The following is a 20,040-nucleotide window of genomic DNA, read 5'->3' as shown; positions in this document are numbered from 1 at the left end:
TCTTAGTTGTCGTTTCAAGATCCACGGTTTTCTCGGTTAATATCATGAAATTAATCTCGTTTAAGCCGCTTCTCAATACTATCCTTGCAAAGTATAGGTAGTAGAGACTTTGCCACGACGTCGATTTTTCGTTTGAAAGAGGGAATGATGCTGAAATTTCTAATCCGCTCGGTATCTATGGGTCTGGTTACAGCACTGTTAGTACTATTAGCGGTTCCTTCACTTAGACAAAACATCATTCCCGAAAACTTGACCGCTCAGCCGGCCAACAATGGCGATTTACAAATCTCATTTAACCAAGCAGTGCGTAAAGCAGCACCTGCGGTCGTGAATATCTACAGTCGCCAATATAAAGAAAACGATCGCACTACCTTATCAACACAAGGATTAGGGTCTGGCGTTATTGTTAGCGACAAAGGCTACATCATCACTAACTACCATGTTGTCGCGAACGCTGACCAAATCATTGTCGCGTTGCAGGACGGCCGAGTCGCTGCTGCACAATTGGTTGGTAAAGATCAACGCACGGATATTGCGGTTCTGCGTATAGAAGGCGGTAACCTACCCGTCATCCCTCTCAACCCTAATTATTCTCCGAAAGTTGGCGATGTTGTTTTAGCCATTGGCAACCCCTACAACCTTGGACAAACCACCACTTTTGGAATCATTTCTGCCACGGGACGTTCTTCAATTAGTGCCGGGGGGATTCAAGCCTTTATCCAGACAGATGCAGCGATTAATCAAGGCAACTCAGGCGGTGCTCTGGTCAACACTCTTGGTGAGCTGGTTGGCATCAACACGGCTTCTTTTCAACAAGCCACTGACCTTGAGACCTATGGTATCTCTTTTGCTATTCCCTATCAGTTAGCCAGCAAAATCATGGAAAAAATCATCGCCGATGGTCGAGTGATTCGCGGCTATATCGGTATCGATGGACAAGATATTAATTCGGTTACTGCTCGATTACTCGGAAATGAACACATCGGGGGAATTATTGTTCTTGGTTTAGATCCTGAAGGTCCTGCAGCAAAAGCCGGAATTAAAGTGCAAGATATCGTCTTGATGATAGATGGGAATAAACTGAATGGCCGCCAAGGCGTCTTAGACTTAGTCACCGACCTGAGACCCGGAACAACGGTTAACGTTAAGATACTTCGTGACGGCAAAGAGCTCACTTTGCCAGTAAACGTTGGAGAAGATACACGAGAGTAATACTACATTACTTAAACCCTAGGTTGTCATCACAACACCCAATAAAAAAACCTCCGAGCAAGCTCGGAGGTTCTTCATCTATATTCGCCTTAGTCTTGACTCTCGTCTGAAACCATATCGCCCGAATCAATTTCAATACGTGTAACACGCTGCAAGCCACGAGGCAGTAGACCGCCTCTTCGACCACGCTCTCCACGGAAATTATCCAGGTCAGCAGGTTTCAAACCAAGTTTACGTTTACCAGCATAAAGGGTAATGGTTGCCCCTTGAGGTAATGACATAAGGTGAGAAACAAACTCTTCTCTGGCTTTGGCTTTCGCTGAAGGGATATTGATGATCTTATTCCCTTTCCCCTTGCCAAGCTGAGGCAAGTCTTTGATCGGGAATAGCAACATACGCCCTTGGTTGGTAATCGCAAGAATCTCATCAGAGTCCAAGTCGCCGACCGTCGATGGTGTAATCACTTCAGCCCCTTGTGGAAGCGTAACAAGTGCTTTACCGCTGCGGTTCTTAGAGAGCAAATCTGAGCCTTTACACACAAAGCCATAGCCTGCATCGGAACCCACTAGCCATAGCTGAGACTCTTCCCCCATCACCACTTGGCGAATACTCGTGCCAGCATTGATGTTCAAACGCCCCGTAATTGGCTCACCCTGACTTCGCGCTGAAGGTAGTGAGTGTGACTCAAGCGAATAACTGCGACCATCGCTGCCCAAGAAGACGGCAGGCTGGTTGCTCTTACCTCGAGCACTCGCTAAGAACTTATCACCCGCTTTGTAATTCAGGCTACTCGCATCCACATCATGCCCTTTCGCATGGCGAATCCAACCTTTTTCAGACAGCACAACCGTGATTGGCTCACTAGGAACCAGGTCGCGCTCGGTCATTGCTTTCGCTTCTGCACGCTCAACAATTGGTGAACGGCGGTCGTCGCCATATTTCTCAGCGTCGGTTTGAATCTCTTTCTTTAGCAGAGTATTCATGCGACGCTCAGAACCTAGAAGTTTTTCTAGCTTCTCACGCTCTTTTTCTAACTCTTCTTGCTCGCCGCGGATTTTCATTTCCTCAAGCTTAGCAAGATGACGAAGTTTGGTGTCTAAAATAGCATCGGCTTGAATATCTGTGATTCCAAAGCGCTCCATAAGCACCGCTTTAGGCTCGTCTTCAGTACGAATGATTTCAATCACTTCATCCAAGTTTAGATACGCAACCAACAAACCTTCTAAAATGTGCAAACGAGCTAAGATTTTATCTAGGCGATATTGTAGGCGTTTGCGCACTGTCTCACGACGGAATTGAATCCATTCAGAGAGGATTTGAACCAAACCTTTCACTTGCGGACGATTGTCTAAACCAATCATGTTGAGGTTCACTCGGAAGTTTTTCTCAAGATCGGTCGATGCAAACAAGTGGTTCATGAGCTGATCACAATCGATGCGGTTTGAACGCGGCACCACAACAATACGAGTTGGGTTTTCATGGTCTGACTCATCGCGCAGATCATCGACCATAGGCAGCTTCTTAGCACGCATCTGGTTGGCAATTTGCTCTAACAGTTTTGCGCCCGAAACTTGGTGTGGCAACGCGGTAATAACAATATCAGAGCCTTCTTTGTGCCATACTGCTCGCATCTTCACGCTGCCACGACCCGTGCGATAGATTTTCTCTAAGTCAGCACTTGGCGAGATAATTTCCGCTTCGGTTGGGTAGTCTGGACCTTTTACAAAATCCATTACTTGCGATAAATCGGCTTTAGGGTTATCGATGAGATGGATCGTCGCATCCGCGATTTCACGCACGTTATGCGGTGGAATGTCAGTCGCCATACCAACGGCAATACCTGTTATACCATTGAGCAAAATATGTGGCAGGCGTGCTGGCAGAATCTTTGGCTCTTTCATTGTGCCATCGAAGTTTGGTTGCCACTCAACCGTACCTTGACCAATTTCACCTAGCAGTACTTCGGCGAACTTAGACAGTTTCGCTTCGGTATAACGCATCGCTGCGAACGACTTAGGATCGTCTGGTGCACCCCAGTTACCTTGACCGTCAACCAGAGGGTAACGATAAGAGAATGGCTGCGCCATCAAGACCATCGCTTCATAACAAGCTGAGTCACCGTGCGGGTGGTATTTACCTAAAACATCACCAACGGTGCGCGCAGATTTCTTGTACTTTGCAGAGGCGGACAAACCAAGCTCTGACATCGCATAAATGATACGACGTTGAACTGGCTTTAAACCGTCTCCAATATAAGGCAATGCACGATCCATAATGACGTACATTGAATAATTTAAATAGGCGTCTTCGGTGAACTTTCGCAGAGGCAGCTGTTCTACGCCATCAAAAGACATTTCAGTGGACATTGTTATACCTCAGCCATATCACCGTTGTTTTGCAGCCAGCTACGACGATCATCTGCTCGTTTCTTACCTAGCAGCATATCCATCATTTCATCGGTCGCTTCGTCGTCATCAATCGTCAACTGGACTAGACGACGAGTATTCGGATCCATCGTCGTTTCACGAAGTTGAAGTGGGTTCATTTCACCCAATCCTTTAAATCGCTGAACGTTGATCTTAGCTTTCTTCTTACTTAAGCGCTCAAGTACGCCGTCTTTCTCGTCATCATCTAGGGCGTAGAACACTTCTTTGCCACAGTCGATACGATACAGAGGAGGCATCGCCACGTAGACGTGTCCCGCAGCGACCAATGAACGGAAATGTTTGGTAAACAGAGCACATAATAGTGTTGCAATATGCAATCCGTCTGAGTCCGCATCGGCAAGAATACAGACTTTGCCGTAACGCAAACCACTAAGATCTTCGTTGTCAGGATCGATGCCCAGCGCTACCGAAATATCATGTACTTCTTGCGATGCTAACACTTGATCCGCTGATACTTCCCAAGTATTCAGGATCTTACCACGCAGAGGCATCACTGCTTGGAACTCACGATCACGAGCTTGTTTAGCACTACCACCCGCAGAATCCCCCTCCACGAAGAAGATTTCGGTACGGTTTAGATCTTGTTGCGAACAGTCGGTCAACTTACCTGGAAGTGCAGGTCCTGACGCTACCTTCTTACGTACTACCTTTTTACTCGCACGCATACGTCGGTGCGCATTGGCAATACAGACTTCGGCTAACTGTTCTGCTAGCTGCGGTTTTTCATTGAGCCATAAACTGAACGCATCTTTAACCACACCTGAAACAAACGCTGCACACTGACGTGAAGACAGGCGCTCTTTAGTCTGTCCAGCAAATTGTGGGTCCTGCATTTTAATCGAGAGAACGTATGAGCAACGCTCAAATACGTCATCACCAGTCAGTTTCACACCACGAGGTAATAAGTTGCGGAACTCACAGAACTCGCGCATAGCGTCAAGCAAGCCTTGGCGAAGACCATTGACATGCGTACCGCCTTGAGCCGTTGGGATCAAGTTAACATAGCTTTCGGTGATCATCTCACCGCCTTCTGGCTGCCAGATTACTGCCCAAGTTGCCGCTTCAGTTTCTGCTGCAAACTCACCGGTAAACGGTTGTTCAGGAAGTACTGTATAGCCCTTGACGCCTTCCGCTAGATAGTCTTTTAGACCATCTTCATAATACCATTGATAGTCTTTATTGTTCACCTTATCGCTAAAGGTGATCTCTAGACCTGGACAAAGTACCGCTTTAGCGCGCAGATTATTGACCAGTCTGGTCACTGAGAAGTTCGCTGAGTCAAAGTAACTAGCATCAGGCCAGAAATGAACACTCGTGCCTCGATTTCTTCGTCCACACGTCCCCGTGACCGTCAATTCTTCAACTTTATTGCCGTTTTCAAAAGCCATTTCATAGACTTGACCATCACGACGAACGGTAACTTCAACACGCTTCGACAGGGCATTTACCACCGAAATGCCCACCCCGTGAAGACCACCGGAGAACTGGTAGTTTTTGTTTGAGAATTTACCACCTGCGTGCAACTTGCAGAAAATCAGCTCTACGCCTGAAATTTTCTCTTCTGGGTGGATATCAACAGGCATGCCTCGACCATCATCAATGACTTCCAAAGATTGGTCTGCGTGCAGAATTACTTGTACCTTAGAGGCATGTCCGGCTAGCGCTTCATCGACACTGTTATCAATGACTTCTTGGCCCAAGTGGTTTGGGCGCACTGTATCCGTATACATCCCTGGTCGGCGACGTACTGGCTCAAGCCCATTGAGGACCTCAATGGCTCCAGCATTATATTGTTCTGTCATAATACGGAAATTTTACTCAAATAAAGATTGATACTTAGCAGCAAAAATAGAGATTGTGGCTTTATACCACGCCTGTTTGAAGACACTTTACTGTCAAAATATGACAAACTTCTAAGGCTTACGCGTAAGTACAGACACATCATACTCTGGCTCTGAGGAAGTGTTGTCAAGTTTCAAGCCAAAGTTGCGGATAAATTTATGACAGTCTCCTCAAGCAGAGACGAAAAAAACATCACTTTAAAGTACTAAGAACTCAATTATCCTTTCTGGATAGCGCTCAAAACCAATAAAGCTATGATCGCCATTAGCTTCCACTGTTTGCTTACTGTGCTGATATTTTGCTACTGCTTGGCGATAATCTAAGACCTCATCCCCTTCCTGTTGCAGTAACCAAAAGTCATCCGGATTTCTAAGCTCTGGCACATCCAATGCCTTTAGCTCGTCAATGTGTTTATGCTCAAGAGTATAACACTCATGAGTATAAGGATTTTCCTGCTCACCGAGGAAATCAAGCAACAGCTCATAGGGTTTTACCGCGGGATTGACTAATACCGCTTTACATCCATATTTATCATTAAGCCACGTCGACAAATATCCGCCGAGTGAACTGCCCACGAGTGCAATTTGATAGTCGTGATGATAGCGCTCTATCAATTGTGTTAGCCGTTCAGCAGCTTGTTGAGGGAAACAAGGCACTTGCGGCACTAACACTTTGATATCGGGACGATGCTGCTGGCAGTAGTCCTTCATTATCTGTGCTTTCACCGATAAAGGTGAACTGTTAAAGCCATGAATATATAAAAGTAGCGGCTTCTTGTCCGTCATTAGTAACCTTCCGCGTTGAAGTCAGGTCTAAACGAACCGTTAGTAAGACGTTTCACTTCGGTGTGTAGACTACCGTCTTGTTTTAGCTCTAACTCTCGCCAACCTGGCGAGCGGATGTCTAACGCGAATTCATTCGAATTTGGTTTAAACTGCACGCAAGTCGACGGCGTCGCAAGCACACGCACACCATTACGCATTTCATCTAACTCTTGATGAATATGACCACAAAGCACGGCACGCACATTGTCATGTTTTTCAACCACATTCCAAAACTCATCGGCATCTTTTAACGAATGCTGATCGAGCCAAGCGCTGTTCACCAATAATGGATGATGATGCAAAAGCACCAAGGTATGTCTATCGCTGTAGGTGGAGAGCATACGGTCTAAGAACTCAAGCTGAGCGTCGCTTAAGCGGCCATGAGGTACTCCCACAACCTGAGAATCAAGCAGCACGACTTGCCACTTATCGCCTAAGAGCACATGAGTAACATCCTCGATAAGCGGGGAGCTCACCACACTATTCATACAAGGCTTATAATCATGATTGCCAGGCAACCAATAGCAAGGAAGAGCTAATGGCTCTATTCCTGCAACAAACTTCTCATACGAAGCTTCTGTGTGGTCTTGTGAAATATCCCCCGTCGCTAGCAAGGCATCGAATCGCTGACCTTGTGCGACGATTTCAGCTACAACAGCATGAAAACTCTCTTGGGTATTAACACTCAGTAAGCAGCCATCTTGCGGTGCAAATAGATGCGTGTCGGTCAATTGCAGCAACCTGACGCTACTTAACTGAGATTCATCACTGGGTGTCATTTTCAAAATATAGAAACCTGAACATCTAATTCTTTTTTAGCTTCGATACATGATCGGAGCTCGACTAATTCCGTTTTTTAAGCAAAAAGTTAGCCAATCACCGAGAAACTGATTGAACTGAAATTTTTCGTCTTTTTGCAACATTTTGGCGTTGGGATAATCATAACGCGCATTGACTCTAGCGGTTTGCTCGCAATTACAAACCTCGGCGACTCTGGCATCGTGGTAAAGTCGTACCGTCATTTTAGGCAATGGAAAAACAGGAAGCTCATCATCTTGGCAGATTTCGACCAATGTTGTGTACTTGGTCACTTCTAGTACTTCCAGTTGATACGTCAAATTCGCCGCTTGGTAACAACGCACGTCTCCAACTGTCGGTGTTGTTGGAATCAAACGATTCAATTTCGCGTAATTCGTTTCATAGATCCGCATTAGCTCTGCAAGATCAACGTGATACGTATTACTATCGACAACGCCTACCATAGAAAATTCCTACCAATTTGCCTGTAACTTGCGGTAATTAAGCTCGAGCCATTGCAATGCAATGATAGAAGCTCCGTTTTCGATTTCTCCACTTTCTATCATTTGATACGCCGTTTCACGAGACACTACCCGCACTCGAATATCCTCTCCCTCGGTTTCTAGACCATGAACGCCGCTCGCTAGTGACGCATCTACATGGCCAACAAATACAGAGATTCGTTCGGAGCATCCACCAGAAGATGGATAGTAACGAGTAATGGGCACTAATGCCTTCACATCTACTCCTGCTTCCTCTACAGACTCACGGCGAACTAACTCTTCGATCGTTTCATCTTTGTCGACGATGCCTGCCACAATTTCCACTTGCCAAGGGGACTCATGTTCCAACGCACCCACGCGAATTTGCTCAATAAGTACCACTTCGTCACGAACCGGATCATAGGGCAGCATAGCTGCCGCCCCACCGCGAACTAACATTTCTCTGTCAATTACGGAACTCCAACCGCCTTCAAACAGTCTATGCTTGAAGCGATAGAGAACCATTTCGAAGAACCCTTTGAACACCGTTTGTTTTGACATTATTTCTACATCATCAGACGTAAATTTATCATGCTGTTGTAAAGAGTCTTTCATAACTGACCTTTGGTTAGAGTTAATCTTATAGTCTACTCAAGGAAAGGGGGTTCTACCAACGACAAGGTTCAACTTTTTACGCAATAATTCAAATGAAATTTGATTTTGGTTAATTATTTGTCGCAATTTTAGGTGAGCTTGCGTAAAAAAGTGCAAAGTTTCGAGTGAATTACGGTCATTTTAAGTTAAACTGTGAATCATACCCTTATCAGTATTATCAGGCAGGATTAGGACAGATGAAAAAACTGCTTCCATTATTTATCACAGCTGCATTAGGAAGCGTAAGTGCAGCGGCATGGGCCGACTCCCTAACGGAAATCTACGATCAAGCTAAACAGAACGATCCTCAGCTTCTAAGAGCTGCGGCACAACGCGATCGTGCATTTGAAGCAATCAACACTGCTCGCGCAACTTTGTTGCCACAAATCAATCTGACTGCTGGTTATGATTTAACTCGAAGCGATACCAGCGGAAGAGACAGTGATAAACTGAGCGCAGGGGTAGGTTTTTCACAAGAACTTTATAACCGTTCAAGCTGGATCACTTTAGATACAGCAGAGAAAAACGCTCGCCAAGCAGATTCTCAATACGCAGCAGCGCAGCAAGACCTAATCCTTCGTACTGCTCAAGCTTACTTTGAAGTTCTGCGTTCAAAAGATAACCTTGAATCGGTACGCGCTAACAAAACAGCGGTAGCTCGCCAATTAGAGCAAACCAAACAACGCTTTGAAGTAGGTCTATCAGCGATTACTGACGTTCACGATGCGCAAGCACAATACGACCGAGTGTTGGCCGATGAAGTTGTTGCCGAAAACAACCTACTGAACCAATATGAAGTGCTTCGCGAAATTACAGGTCAAGAACACAACAACATCGATATCCTTGATACAGACCGCTTCTCAGCGGCACGTCCAGAGCAGTCTGTCGCGTTCTTCCTCGAAGAAGCACAACATAAGAACCTAGATTTACTCTCTGCTCGTATTGGACAAGATATTGCTAAAGACAATATTACGCTAGCGAGCTCTGGTCACTTACCTAAGTTAACTCTTGATGGTGGATATAACTATGGTAATGAGCGAAACGGCGAAAATTCATCAGCTATAATCAATGGCCCTACAGATAACACCTTTAATGCTGGTATCAACTTATCTATCCCGCTATACACAGGTGGCAACATTACCTCGCAAACCAAACAAGCTGAGTTCGCATACGTTGAAGCCAGTGAACAGCTAGAGCAAACATACCGCTCAGTAGTGAAGAACGTTCGTGCGAACAACAACAACATCAACTCTTCGATTGGTGCGATTCGTGCTTACGAACAAACCGTTATTTCTGCTGAGTCGGCACTAGAAGCGACCAAAGCTGGTTTTGATGTGGGTACTCGTACGATTGTCGACGTGTTAGAAGCCACTCAAGCTCTGTATAACGCTGAAAGCAATCTTTCAGATTCGCGCTACGATTACATCATTAGTATTCTGAACCTGCGCCAATCGGTAGGTACGCTAAGCGAGCAAGATATCGTTGATATCAATGCAGGCCTAAAGAAAGCGAAATAATCGCTAACTGACATCAAAAAGGGACGCTAACGCGTCCCTTTTTATTAGTTTATGGGCACGAAAGGACTAACCTCGGCCACCTTTGATTGCCTCAATGATCTCAGTCGTTGAGCAGCCATCTTCAAAATTCAGTACTTTTACTTCACCACCAGCAGCGATCACTTCTTTACCACCAGCAATCTCTTCTGGCTTGTAGTCACCACCTTTCACCAGCAGACTTGGTAGCACTTCCGAAATCAAGCGTTGTGGCGTTTCTTCTGAGAATGGTACCACCCAATCCACAGCTCCTAGACCAGCAAGTACGGCCATGCGACGATCGGTTGGGTTCACTGGACGACCAGGGCCTTTAAGCGCTCGAACAGATTCGTCTGTGTTCACAGCAACAATTAGGCGATCGCCAAGCTCAGCAGCGTGGTTTAGATAAGACACATGTCCTGCGTGGAGAATGTCAAAGCAACCATTCGTCATCACCACGGTTTCACCTTTAGAACGAGCTTTCGCTACTGCTTCAATCAAAGCCGCTTCACTGATCACGCCAAAATCAGTGTCTTGACTGCCGTGAATAGCTTCAGCAAGCTCAATAGTTGATAGTGTGGACGTACCAAGCTTACCAACAACTACACCCGCCGCAGCGTTAGCCAAAGCACAGGCCTCGTCAAGCGGCTTGCCCGCTGCTACTGATGCCGCTAATACAGAAATAACCGTATCGCCTGCACCCGTTACGTCATACACTTCTTTCGCTTGAGTTGGTAAATGGAATGGGTCTTGGTCTTTACGAAGCAAGGTCATACCATGTTCACTGCGAGTCACCAGTAGTGCTTCAAAGTCGAACTCTTTGATGAGTGCATTGCCCTTGTCGATAAGATCCTGCTCGCTTTTTACTTTGCCAACAACATGCTCAAACTCAGCCATATTTGGCGTTAGTAAAGTGGCGCCACGATAACGTTCAAAATCAGCCCCTTTCGGGTCAATAAATACTGGTACTCCTGCTGATTTCGCTTTCTGTATATAGGCTTGTACATGCTCTAATGCACCTTTCGCATAATCAGAAAGCACCACAGATTTCACATGTGGTAAAGCTTGTTCCATCTTAGCCAGAATCAACTCAGGATCGGTATTCTCAAATTTGTCTTCAAAATCTAAGCGGATCAATTGCTGACCTCGGCTTAGAACTCGAAGTTTGGTAATCGTTGGATAATTAGGCAACGCAACAAAGTCACAAGTTACCTTTAACGAAGTCAGGGTTTCAGTCAGCACTTTTGCTGGCTCATCCATACCAACCAATCCAATCGTATGTGCGTGACCGCCTAGAGAGGCGATATTCATCGCTACGTTGGCAGCACCACCAGGACGTTCTTCATTGTTTTCTACTTTTACTACAGGCACTGGCGCTTCTGGAGAAATACGCCCGGTCGGACCATACCAGTAGCGGTCTAACATAAGGTCACCGACAATCAAGACGCCAGAGTCACTGTAATTCGGTAGGATGGGTTTCATTTCTGTACTCCAATATGATGTAAGAGGGCGTGATTGTGCCCTCTTGTCTTAAATCTTTTGGCTAAGCTATTGAATGGATAGTAGCACAACTCTTCGTTTGAATACCAAGCTGAAGCAAGAATTACCCCAGCCACTGGTCCCACGCTTTAACAACAATAGATTTCTCTTGGGGGAACTTACTCTCATCCACATCCGCCTCTAAATTAAGCAGATTACGATGGTGAATTTCATCGCGTAATGTAGTGTAGGCGTGAGTGAGTGCCATCGCCTGCTCTTCTTCCATTACACCCTGTGACATCATTGACTCAAAGATGCGCACATTATCGGACCAACGAGTCAGTTTTGGCTTGTCATGACTGTATTGCAGCACCAAATACTGCGCTAAAAACTCAATATCAGTGATTCCGCCCGCATCTTGTTTCAACATAAAGCGGCCAGCTTTTTTACCGCCCAAATGGTCACGCATTTTTTCACGCATCTCAACCACTTGTTGCTTTAAGGTCTCGGCATCACGCGCCTGACGAAGTACGTCGTTGCGAGTATTTTCAAAGGCTTGCTGTAACGGCGTATCACCATAAATCATACGCGCTCTTACTAACGCTTGATGCTCCCATGTCCAAGCATCATTGTGCTGATATTCATCAAACGCATCGGTTGGGCTCACTAGTAATCCTGATGCGCCAGACGGACGCAATCTGGTATCCACTTCATAGAGAATACCTGATGCTGTTCTGGTTGAGAATATATGGATAATGCGCTGCGCTAAACGAAGATAGAACTGACGACCGTCTATCTCTTTTTTGCCGTCGGTATACGCACTCACCGGGCAATCATGCATAAACACAATATCCAAATCGGAATTATAGCCCAACTCCCAGCCGCCGACTTTACCGTAGCCAATGACCGCAAAACCTTTGCTGGCACGATCTTTCAAATGTGTTGGTTCTCCATATTTAGCCACCATCTGTTGCCAAGCTTGATTGATACCCGCTTCCACAATGGCTTCAGCTAAGTAGGTTAAATGATCGCTTACTTTCATAACCGGCAATACACCTGCGATATCAGCCGCTGCTATTCTGAGAATACAGGTCTGCTTAAACTGACGTAGCGCCTCCATCTGCTGCTCCATGTCCTCTTCTGGAATGCGAGCCAGATAATCACGCAACTCGGTTTTATATGACTCTAGCGGAACCGGGTTATAGAGGTGGGCAGGGTCAAGCAGTTCATCAAGCAAGATTGGATAACGCCCAAGCTGTTCCGAGATCATCGGGCTTGCCGTACAAAGCCTCACTAACTGCACGAGTGCAGCCGGGTGCTCATCCAACAGTTCAAGGTAAGTCGTTCGAGTTACAATGCGATGTAACACATGCAGCACTCGCGATAAACCAAACTCGGCATCCTTGTGAGCATAGATGGCACTAAAGACCTTTGGCATGAGTCGATTGAGTACTTCTCGCCCACGAGGACCCAAGGTTTTCTTCGCCAGATCTGCTTTAAACTGCTGAATCGTTCGCTGTTTGTCGGCTGGATTCTCCACATGCAGATCGTGTTCTAACACGTGTTCAATGACCTCGGATCGATCCGCCATATCCCAAAGTTCATGGAAATGCTTAGCGATAGGATCGGCTTCGTCCTCTTCATCGTCCTCTCCGATCAAACTTGCAAAGGCCTGATGAACATTCAACATATGTTGTTCTGTGGCTTGAATCATCTCAGCCCAAGAGTTAAATCGCATCGCACAAGCCAATTTAAGTTGATCACTCGGCTTATCTGGTAACGTTTGAGTCTGCTTATCCGCCATGGCTTGCAATAAGTTCTCTAAGCCACGCAAGAAGCAGTATGCCGACCTTAACTGCTGAACTTTCTCTGGTTCTAATAACGATAACGTCTCTATCGCGTTTAACGTTTCTAGTAACCCTCTGCCTCGTAAACTAGGTTCACGTCCGCCACGAATTAGTTGGAACACTTGGGCAATGAACTCGACTTCACGAATACCACCAGGGCCGAGCTTGATATTGTTACCTAGCCCTCGACGACGAACTTCACTACTGATCATCGATTTCATACGCCTTAAAGACTGAATGGCGCTAAAGTCGATATAACGGCGAAACACAAATGGACGCAACATTTTGCGCAGCTCTTGGTATTGTGGATACATTTCACTGCCCATTACACGTGCTTTCACCATCGCATAACGTTCCCAATCTCGGCCTTGCTCTTGATAGTAGTCCTCCAGTGCGGCATAACTCATCACCAACGGCCCGCTTTCACCAAACGGACGCAGTCTCATATCCACTCGATAACAGAAACCATCAAACGTCTGTTGATCTAGCGCTTTGATGATGCGCTGCCCTAAACGTGTAAAGAACTGAGCATTGGCAATTGAGCGACGCGTACCCTGCGTTTCGCCGTTCTCTGGGTAAGTGAAAATGAGATCGATATCCGATGAGAAGTTCAGCTCACCGCCCCCGAGTTTCCCCATACCGATAATCAGCATTGGCTGCGCTTCACCCTCTGCATTGCACGGCGTACCCCATTCTGCGCAACACGCTTGATATTGCCATTGGTAGGTCTCAAAGATCATCGCTTCCGCTAACATAGAAAGATGGTGCAGACTTTGTTCTAGACTCCAATCATGAATAAAATCACGCCACGCAATGTACGTCATTTCTCGATTACGGAATCGACGTAACACACGGTGACCTTCCATTTCACTACTACAAGCCTCAAGTTGAGCGGCCAATCGCACTCGATAGTTTTCTGCTCGACTCTGATGCGAAAGCATCTCAGGCAGCTCAGCAAACAGCCCTTCATCCTTCAGTAGTGACTCTTCTACAAAACAGCTCATCGCCATGACATACTTCAGTTGTTGTTGTCGCTCTGGAGTCCAATGGGATAGGTCGGAATAGGATTGTTGAATTCGCTCAAACGCTGATTGAGCATCGTGTTGTAATTGCGCAGGCAGTTGCATTTGTCGTCCTTGTCTCGACTGAAACAAAAAGTGGCAGCTACTGCTACCACTTCATTGATCACATATCAGTGTATTAAGCTAGAATCACATTCTAGCTTCTAAGGCCAATACCCTTAGTCACCAAATGATGGGCTACTGCATAAAGTACCACGATAAACACCAAGAGTACGCCAAAAGATGTCACAATCCCTACATCCGACACACCCAAGAAACCGTAACGGAAAGCGTTAACCATATAAACAATTGGATTGATCTTAGATACGCTTTGCCAAAATTCAGGAAGTAGACTGAGCGAGTAAAATACCCCGCCTAAATACGTCAGTGGTGTCAAAACAAACGTAGGAATGATCGAGATATCATCAAAGGTCTTGGCATACACGGCATTTATGAGACCGCCGAGTGAGAACACCACCGACGTCATAAACACCGTAGCGATAATCACTGCCCAATGCTCTAATTGTAAATCAACAAAAAACAGCGAGACAAACGTCACTATTGTGCCGACTAACAAGCCACGTACAACACCCCCCATGACAAAACCTGCAATGATGACGTAATTCGGAACTGGTGCGACAAGTAGCTCTTCGATATTGCGTTGAAATTTAGCACTAAAGAAAGATGAAGCAACGTTCGAATATGAGTTGGTGATCACCGACATCATGATAAGACCAGGAACAATATACTCCATGTAACTAAAACCGTTCATTTCACCGATTCGAGAACCAATCAGGCTGCCGAAGATGATGAAGTAGAGTGTCATGGTAATCGCTGGTGGGACTAACGTTTGTACCCAAATTCGTGTAAAGCGGTTAATTTCTTTAGTAAGTAGACTCTTAAACGCCGTCCAATACAAACCGTACAAGTTCATCAGTTTGCCTCCGTTTGATTTCGTACAATAGAAACAAACAACTCTTCAAGTCGATTGGCTTTGTTCCTCATTGACAGCACCTTGATGCCGGCATCAGAAAGCTGAGTAAAAATGTGGTTCAACCCCTGAGTTTTCTCAATTTCGATCTCAAGAGAACCATTTACTAGACTTTGTGCTTTTACACCTTGTAGCGCAGGAACCTCAGCCTCTGAGTCAATATCAAGAATAAAGGTTTCTACATCTAACTTATTAAGCAAAGCTTTCATCGAGGTGTTTTCAATCAGTTCACCTCGCTGGATAATGCCAATATTACGACAAAGTAGCTCCGCCTCTTCAAGGTAGTGAGTTGTCAGGATAATGGTAATACCCTGTCGATTGATCTCTTTAAGGAAATGCCACATTGAACGGCGAAGTTCAATATCAACACCCGCCGTCGGCTCATCGAGAATCAGTAATTTAGGCTCATGCATCAAAGCACGCGCAATCATCAGTCGACGTTTCATTCCGCCTGACAGATTACGTGCTCGTTCGCTTCGCTTGTCCCAAAGATCGAGTTGAGAGAGATACTTTTGCGCGCGCTGTTTCGCTACGTCTTTAGTGACGCCATAATACCCCGCTTGCTGAAGAACGATCTGCTCAACTGTCTCAAACTGGTTAAAGTTAAACTCTTGTGGCACCAGACCAAGCTGCTGCTTTGCCAACTCAAGCTCATTGTCTATATCGTGACCAAACACTGAGACTTTGCCGGAAGTTTTGTTAACGAGGGACGTAATGATACCTATGGTAGTGGATTTACCCGCACCATTGGGCCCAAGCAAGGCATAAAAATCCCCTTGCTCAACTTGAAGACTCACGCCTTTAAGCGCTTCAAAACCACCTGCGTATGTCTTTCTTAACTGCTCAATTTCTAATGCGATCATAATTTGCACCGAAGAATGCGTCATTGAAATAGTTTGATATTTCCAATGATATCGAAAAATTTGAATATGTTCCTACACATGATGATGATGGCCCCACTTTTCAAGTGGTGGTGATAAATTACACATAAAAAACGAGCATATTGAATACTCGCTTTTTCAACCCATTACGCTGTCGCCTTATGTGCGGCATCCAGTGCATGCTCTCGCTGCTGATAGATATTGCCATCTGGTACCAAGTCAATAACGTGGAATTTATCTAATTGCTGTCGAGTTTGTACATTTGGACATAACAGGTATACCTCACAATTCGCATCCTTGGCATCCTTGATAGCGTTTTCCAGCGCAAGTCCAACCGTCACATCGATCATAGGAACATCGGTAAGATCAAGTATCATCGCTTGGTAATCAGCAATACTAGAATGTTGGCGTGAAATCGCTTTGGAAACACTAAAGATCATTGGTCCTGATAAGTAGAAAAACAGTACTTTTCCTTGGGTTTGTTCTAACAGCTCTCTCTCGGATTCACTTAACGGCACATCGTCATCATCGGCATCACTGATCGCTTTTACCTGACGCGCTTGTTCGCGGCTCAATCTTTCAATAATAATAATGTTCGAGATAAACACGCCAAGGCCAACAGCAACAATCAGGTCAACAAAAACCGTCAGCAGCATAACGCCATACATAATCGCCATGCCAGCTAAACTCACCTTGTGCGCTCGCTGAATAAAACTCCAATCCAGTATGTTGAAACCAACATAAACTGCGATACCAGCCAACACGGCCATTGGAATTGGCTCAGTAAGTTCACTAGCCACTAACACCACCAAGGCCAACACCAAAGCACGAACTACGCCTGATAAGGGCGAACGAGCCCCAACTTGGATGTTGGTCACCGTTCCCATTGTCGCACCAGCACCCGGTAATGCGCCAAACAAACCCGCAACAAGGTTCGCTAGCCCTTGCCCGCGTAGCTCCTTATCTGAATCATGCTCTTTACGAGTAAGAGAATCAGCAATAACTGCCGTTAACAAGGTATCAATACACCCTAATGTACCGAGTACAAGCGCATCAATAAGCATAGTTGTCAGCATGTCAGCGTTAAAATGCGGTATGACCAAAGACGGCAAGCCTGCAGGGATCTCGCCAATTCTACGAATACTTTCACTATTGAAAAACAACATAGAAATCATAGTGACGAGCACCAAGGCAACAAGTTGCGGGGGCACATGTTGACGATACTTTTTCGGGAACAAAAACAGAATGGCTAGCGTCAGTAGTCCAAGAAACAGCTCTGAAAAATCAATATTGGCAAACAGCTCAGGTAACGCTGTAATTGTTCCAATGACCCCACCTGCAGGTGCAGCTTGTCCCAATAGAGGCGCCAACTGCAAAATTACCAGAATCACGCCTATCCCAGACATAAACCCTGACACAACACTATACGGCATCAAGGTAACGTATTTTCCAAGTTTTAACGTGCCAAGTAAGATTTGAAAAATACCCGCCATCATGACAACAGTGAACGTCATTGCCATTCCCGTTTCCGGATACTTAGCCATCATAGCAGTTAAGACAGCGGTCATAATTACCGTCATAGGACCGGTGGGCTCAGAAATAAGACTGGAAGAACCACCGAATAACGAGGCAAACAGCCCCACCATAATCGCCCCCCAAAGTCCCGCTTCTGCTCCAGCGCCAGATGCGACTCCAAACGCTAAGGCCAGAGGCAACGAAATAATCGCGGTTGTCACTCCACCGAATACATCCCCTTTGAGGTCAAGCTCTTCAAAACGACGCCCTAACTTCATTATCATCCCTAAAAATAACCAAAAAATTGCCTCACCATAACAAATGTGACAATAAGTTAATAACTAATAAAAGTCATTCAATTCTCATAAGATATACGTTTTTTTCACTCAATCGATAAGTTACTGATTTTATGTATATGAACACGTCAGATGAGTACATTTTGATACTTTTTTTTCGAGATTCAATTTGTAACATTGTGTATAGTATCTCGAATTATTGAAGGGAAGTATCATGCCGGAAATCAAACAACTCTTTGACAACAATTCAAAGTGGTCTGAAGAAATTCGCTCTGAAAGACCAGAGTATTTCGCAAAGCTAGAGGAAGGCCAAAACCCTGGATTCCTATGGATTGGCTGTTCTGACAGTCGAGTACCAGCGGAGCGCTTAACAGGGTTATATTCAGGCGAACTCTTTGTTCACCGTAACGTCGCTAACCAAGTCATCCATACTGACCTTAATTGTCTATCTGTGGTGCAGTACGCGGTGGATGTACTAAAAGTCAAACACATCATTGTCTGTGGTCACTATGGCTGTGGTGGTGTAAATGCGGCTATTGATAACCCACAGCTTGGACTTATCAACAACTGGCTGCTTCATATCCGCGATTTGTACTTAAAACATCGTAACTGGCTTGGTGAACTACCACGTGACATGTGGGGCGATAAACTGTGTGAGATTAACGTCGCTGAGCAGGTGTACAACTTGGGTAATTCGACCGTTATGCAAAACGCTTGGGAGCGAGGTCAAGAGGTCGAAGTTCATGGTGTGGTTTATGGTATCGGTGATGGTAAATTGAAAGATCTCGGTGTACGCTGCTCGAGCAGAGAGAGTCTAGAAGTCAATTACCAAGCTGCTATGTCGAAAATTTTGAGTACCGAAGTACTCAAATAATTCAGTATTTAGAAAAATGCCCATCTCACAGAGATGGGCATTTTTTATTTTTGTACGACAAGATTTATTCCTGAGGTACTACTTTACCAATGTAAGGCAAGTGACGATATTTTTGCGCGTAATCGATACCCACACCCACTACGAACTCATCGGGAATTTCGAAACCAACCCATTTTACGTCAACATCAACTTCACGACGAGATGGTTTGTCTAGTAGAGTACAGATCTGAATCGAGTTTGGTTCACGTAGCGATAGAATCTCTTTCACTTTGTTTAAGGTATTACCAGTATCGATAATGTCTTCCACCAGCAGAATGTCTTTACCTTTAATGTCATCATCTAGATCTTTCAGGATGCGCACGTCACGTGAGCTCTCCATCGTGTTGCCATAACTTGAAGCCGTCATAAAGTCCACCGAGTGAGTAAGCTCGATAGCACGAGCTAAATCTGCCATAAAGACGAAAGAGCCGCGTAGCAAACCGACCATCACTAACTCTTCGCTTCCCCTGTAGTATTCAGTAATTTCTTTACCTAGCACTTTTACACGCTCATGAACTTCTTGCTCAGAGATCATGACTTCAACAGTATGTTTCATATCTTTCTCAATGTTGATTAGTTAACTCGGTTGCCACGGCAACACAGGCTATATCCTCTAAAAAAAGACAACGCTATTTTCTAAAAGAGACGCCAAGCGTTCACATTTGCGCGGTATGGTATCACTTTCTGGCTCAGGATAAAAATCAGGCGAAAATTCGGTAAAATATGCATTTGATTTCATAAACCAGAATCAACCTTTGTTGACGACTGCTGTTGAAACAATATAACGCTTTCAGCACAAAGTGTGACCTTAATCCAAATTAGTGCTATCATCAGAATTATCAGTGTAGCGCTATTGACCTATACACATATGCACTACTACACTTACACAACAAAAGAAAAAACAGATCGCTCGATTTCCAAAATGGAAATTGTTAACCAAACACTAACATTATTGTTCTAGTTAGTGTGTATAACAAAATCTGTATTGGAGCGACTCTATGACTCTGTATAACAAACAGGGCGCCGCTGGAAATACTCCCAGAGTTACCAGCCCTACAATGTCAACGCCAGTTTAAAATTGACCCACTTATCGACGTTATCGCCGAAGTAAAACTGACCCACCCAAGTAATTAATTTTTACTTTCAGATAGATTTTCTAGAACTGTTGGTATGGTTCCAGCCGCCTTCTTTCCTCGTAATCGGTAGCTTTCTCCACTGATTTGTACGATGTGCGAGTGATGAAGAAGCCTATCCAGTAATGCCGCC

Annotated in this window: 16 protein-coding genes; 3 read left to right on the top strand and 13 right to left on the bottom strand. The window is 45.2% G+C overall.

Going from position 1 to position 20,040, the window contains the following annotated elements; translation table 11 throughout:
- Window positions 1–147 precede the first annotated feature (147 nt).
- Window positions 148–1,212, top strand: a complete 1,065-nt coding sequence (gene degS / locus VTH8203_RS02355) for an outer membrane-stress sensor serine endopeptidase DegS (RefSeq protein WP_096992199.1) — start codon at window positions 148–150, stop codon at window positions 1,210–1,212.
- 89 nt (window positions 1,213–1,301) lie between these two features.
- Here degS and parC read toward each other — a convergent pair whose 3' ends face one another.
- The 6 genes from parC to nudF form a co-directional block, all read right to left on the bottom strand.
- On the bottom strand, window positions 1,302–3,578 hold the full coding sequence (parC, locus tag VTH8203_RS02350; protein WP_096992198.1) for a DNA topoisomerase IV subunit A: 2,277 nt from the start codon (window positions 3,576–3,578) through the stop codon (window positions 1,302–1,304).
- A gap of 2 nt (window positions 3,579–3,580) precedes the next feature.
- A complete protein-coding gene (gene parE, locus VTH8203_RS02345) occupies window positions 3,581–5,461 on the bottom strand; it encodes a DNA topoisomerase IV subunit B (RefSeq protein ID WP_096992197.1) in 1,881 nt (626 codons plus the stop codon).
- A gap of 237 nt (window positions 5,462–5,698) precedes the next feature.
- Window positions 5,699–6,286 carry an esterase YqiA gene (gene yqiA, locus VTH8203_RS02340; protein WP_096992196.1) on the bottom strand — a complete coding sequence of 196 codons (588 nt, stop codon included), beginning with the start codon at window positions 6,284–6,286 and terminating at the stop codon, window positions 5,699–5,701.
- Window positions 6,286–7,104, bottom strand: coding sequence for a 3',5'-cyclic-AMP phosphodiesterase (gene cpdA, locus VTH8203_RS02335; RefSeq protein WP_096992195.1), 819 nt, complete (start codon window positions 7,102–7,104; stop codon window positions 6,286–6,288). Before cpdA ends, yqiA begins: the two co-directional genes overlap by 1 nt.
- Before the next feature lie 36 nt (window positions 7,105–7,140).
- Window positions 7,141–7,587, bottom strand: a complete 447-nt coding sequence (locus tag VTH8203_RS02330) for a DUF1249 family protein (RefSeq protein ID WP_096992194.1) — start codon at window positions 7,585–7,587, stop codon at window positions 7,141–7,143.
- A 9-nt stretch (window positions 7,588–7,596) separates the two neighbouring features.
- Entirely contained in the window at window positions 7,597–8,220 is a 624-nt protein-coding gene (gene nudF / locus VTH8203_RS02325) for an ADP-ribose diphosphatase (protein ID WP_096992193.1), read from the bottom strand.
- Between the two features lie 236 nt (window positions 8,221–8,456).
- Here nudF and tolC point away from each other — a divergent pair, with 236 nt between their 5' ends.
- Window positions 8,457–9,776, top strand: coding sequence for an outer membrane channel protein TolC (gene tolC, locus VTH8203_RS02320; RefSeq protein ID WP_096992192.1), 1,320 nt, complete (start codon window positions 8,457–8,459; stop codon window positions 9,774–9,776).
- Between the two features lie 66 nt (window positions 9,777–9,842).
- Here tolC and hldE read toward each other — a convergent pair whose 3' ends face one another.
- The 5 genes from hldE to VTH8203_RS02295 all read right to left on the bottom strand — a co-directional run bounded on the left by hldE (window position 9,843) and on the right by VTH8203_RS02295 (window position 17,843).
- Entirely contained in the window at window positions 9,843–11,273 is a 1,431-nt protein-coding gene (gene hldE, locus VTH8203_RS02315; protein ID WP_096992191.1) for a bifunctional D-glycero-beta-D-manno-heptose-7-phosphate kinase/D-glycero-beta-D-manno-heptose 1-phosphate adenylyltransferase HldE, read from the bottom strand.
- A gap of 121 nt (window positions 11,274–11,394) precedes the next feature.
- A complete protein-coding gene (gene glnE, locus VTH8203_RS02310) occupies window positions 11,395–14,244 on the bottom strand; it encodes a bifunctional [glutamate--ammonia ligase]-adenylyl-L-tyrosine phosphorylase/[glutamate--ammonia-ligase] adenylyltransferase (protein WP_096992190.1) in 2,850 nt (949 codons plus the stop codon).
- 91 nt (window positions 14,245–14,335) lie between these two features.
- Entirely contained in the window at window positions 14,336–15,106 is a 771-nt protein-coding gene (locus VTH8203_RS02305) for an ABC transporter permease (protein ID WP_096992314.1), read from the bottom strand.
- A 5-nt stretch (window positions 15,107–15,111) separates the two neighbouring features.
- Window positions 15,112–16,032, bottom strand: coding sequence for an ABC transporter ATP-binding protein (locus tag VTH8203_RS02300; protein ID WP_096992313.1), 921 nt, complete (start codon window positions 16,030–16,032; stop codon window positions 15,112–15,114).
- A 164-nt stretch (window positions 16,033–16,196) separates the two neighbouring features.
- Window positions 16,197–17,843 carry a SulP family inorganic anion transporter gene (locus VTH8203_RS02295; RefSeq protein ID WP_096992189.1) on the bottom strand — a complete coding sequence of 549 codons (1,647 nt, stop codon included), beginning with the start codon at window positions 17,841–17,843 and terminating at the stop codon, window positions 16,197–16,199.
- 232 nt (window positions 17,844–18,075) lie between these two features.
- Here VTH8203_RS02295 and can point away from each other — a divergent pair, with 232 nt between their 5' ends.
- Complete coding sequence (can, locus tag VTH8203_RS02290; RefSeq protein WP_096992188.1) at window positions 18,076–18,735, top strand: carbonate dehydratase; 660 nt, start codon at window positions 18,076–18,078, stop codon at window positions 18,733–18,735.
- 64 nt (window positions 18,736–18,799) lie between these two features.
- On the opposite strand, the gene hpt is transcribed toward can, so the two are convergent.
- Both hpt and VTH8203_RS02280 read right to left on the bottom strand, forming a co-directional pair.
- Window positions 18,800–19,330, bottom strand: a complete 531-nt coding sequence (gene hpt / locus VTH8203_RS02285) for a hypoxanthine phosphoribosyltransferase (protein ID WP_096992187.1) — start codon at window positions 19,328–19,330, stop codon at window positions 18,800–18,802.
- 574 nt (window positions 19,331–19,904) lie between these two features.
- Window positions 19,905–20,040: ATP-binding protein (locus tag VTH8203_RS02280; RefSeq protein ID WP_244181134.1), on the bottom strand; the 136-nt coding region annotated here is incomplete at its 5' end.

Origin of the sequence: Vibrio thalassae, from assembly GCF_900089835.1 — a bacterium.
In the GTDB taxonomy this organism is placed as follows: domain Bacteria; phylum Pseudomonadota; class Gammaproteobacteria; order Enterobacterales; family Vibrionaceae; genus Vibrio; species Vibrio thalassae.
This window is presented reverse-complemented; position numbering and strand designations above follow the sequence as displayed.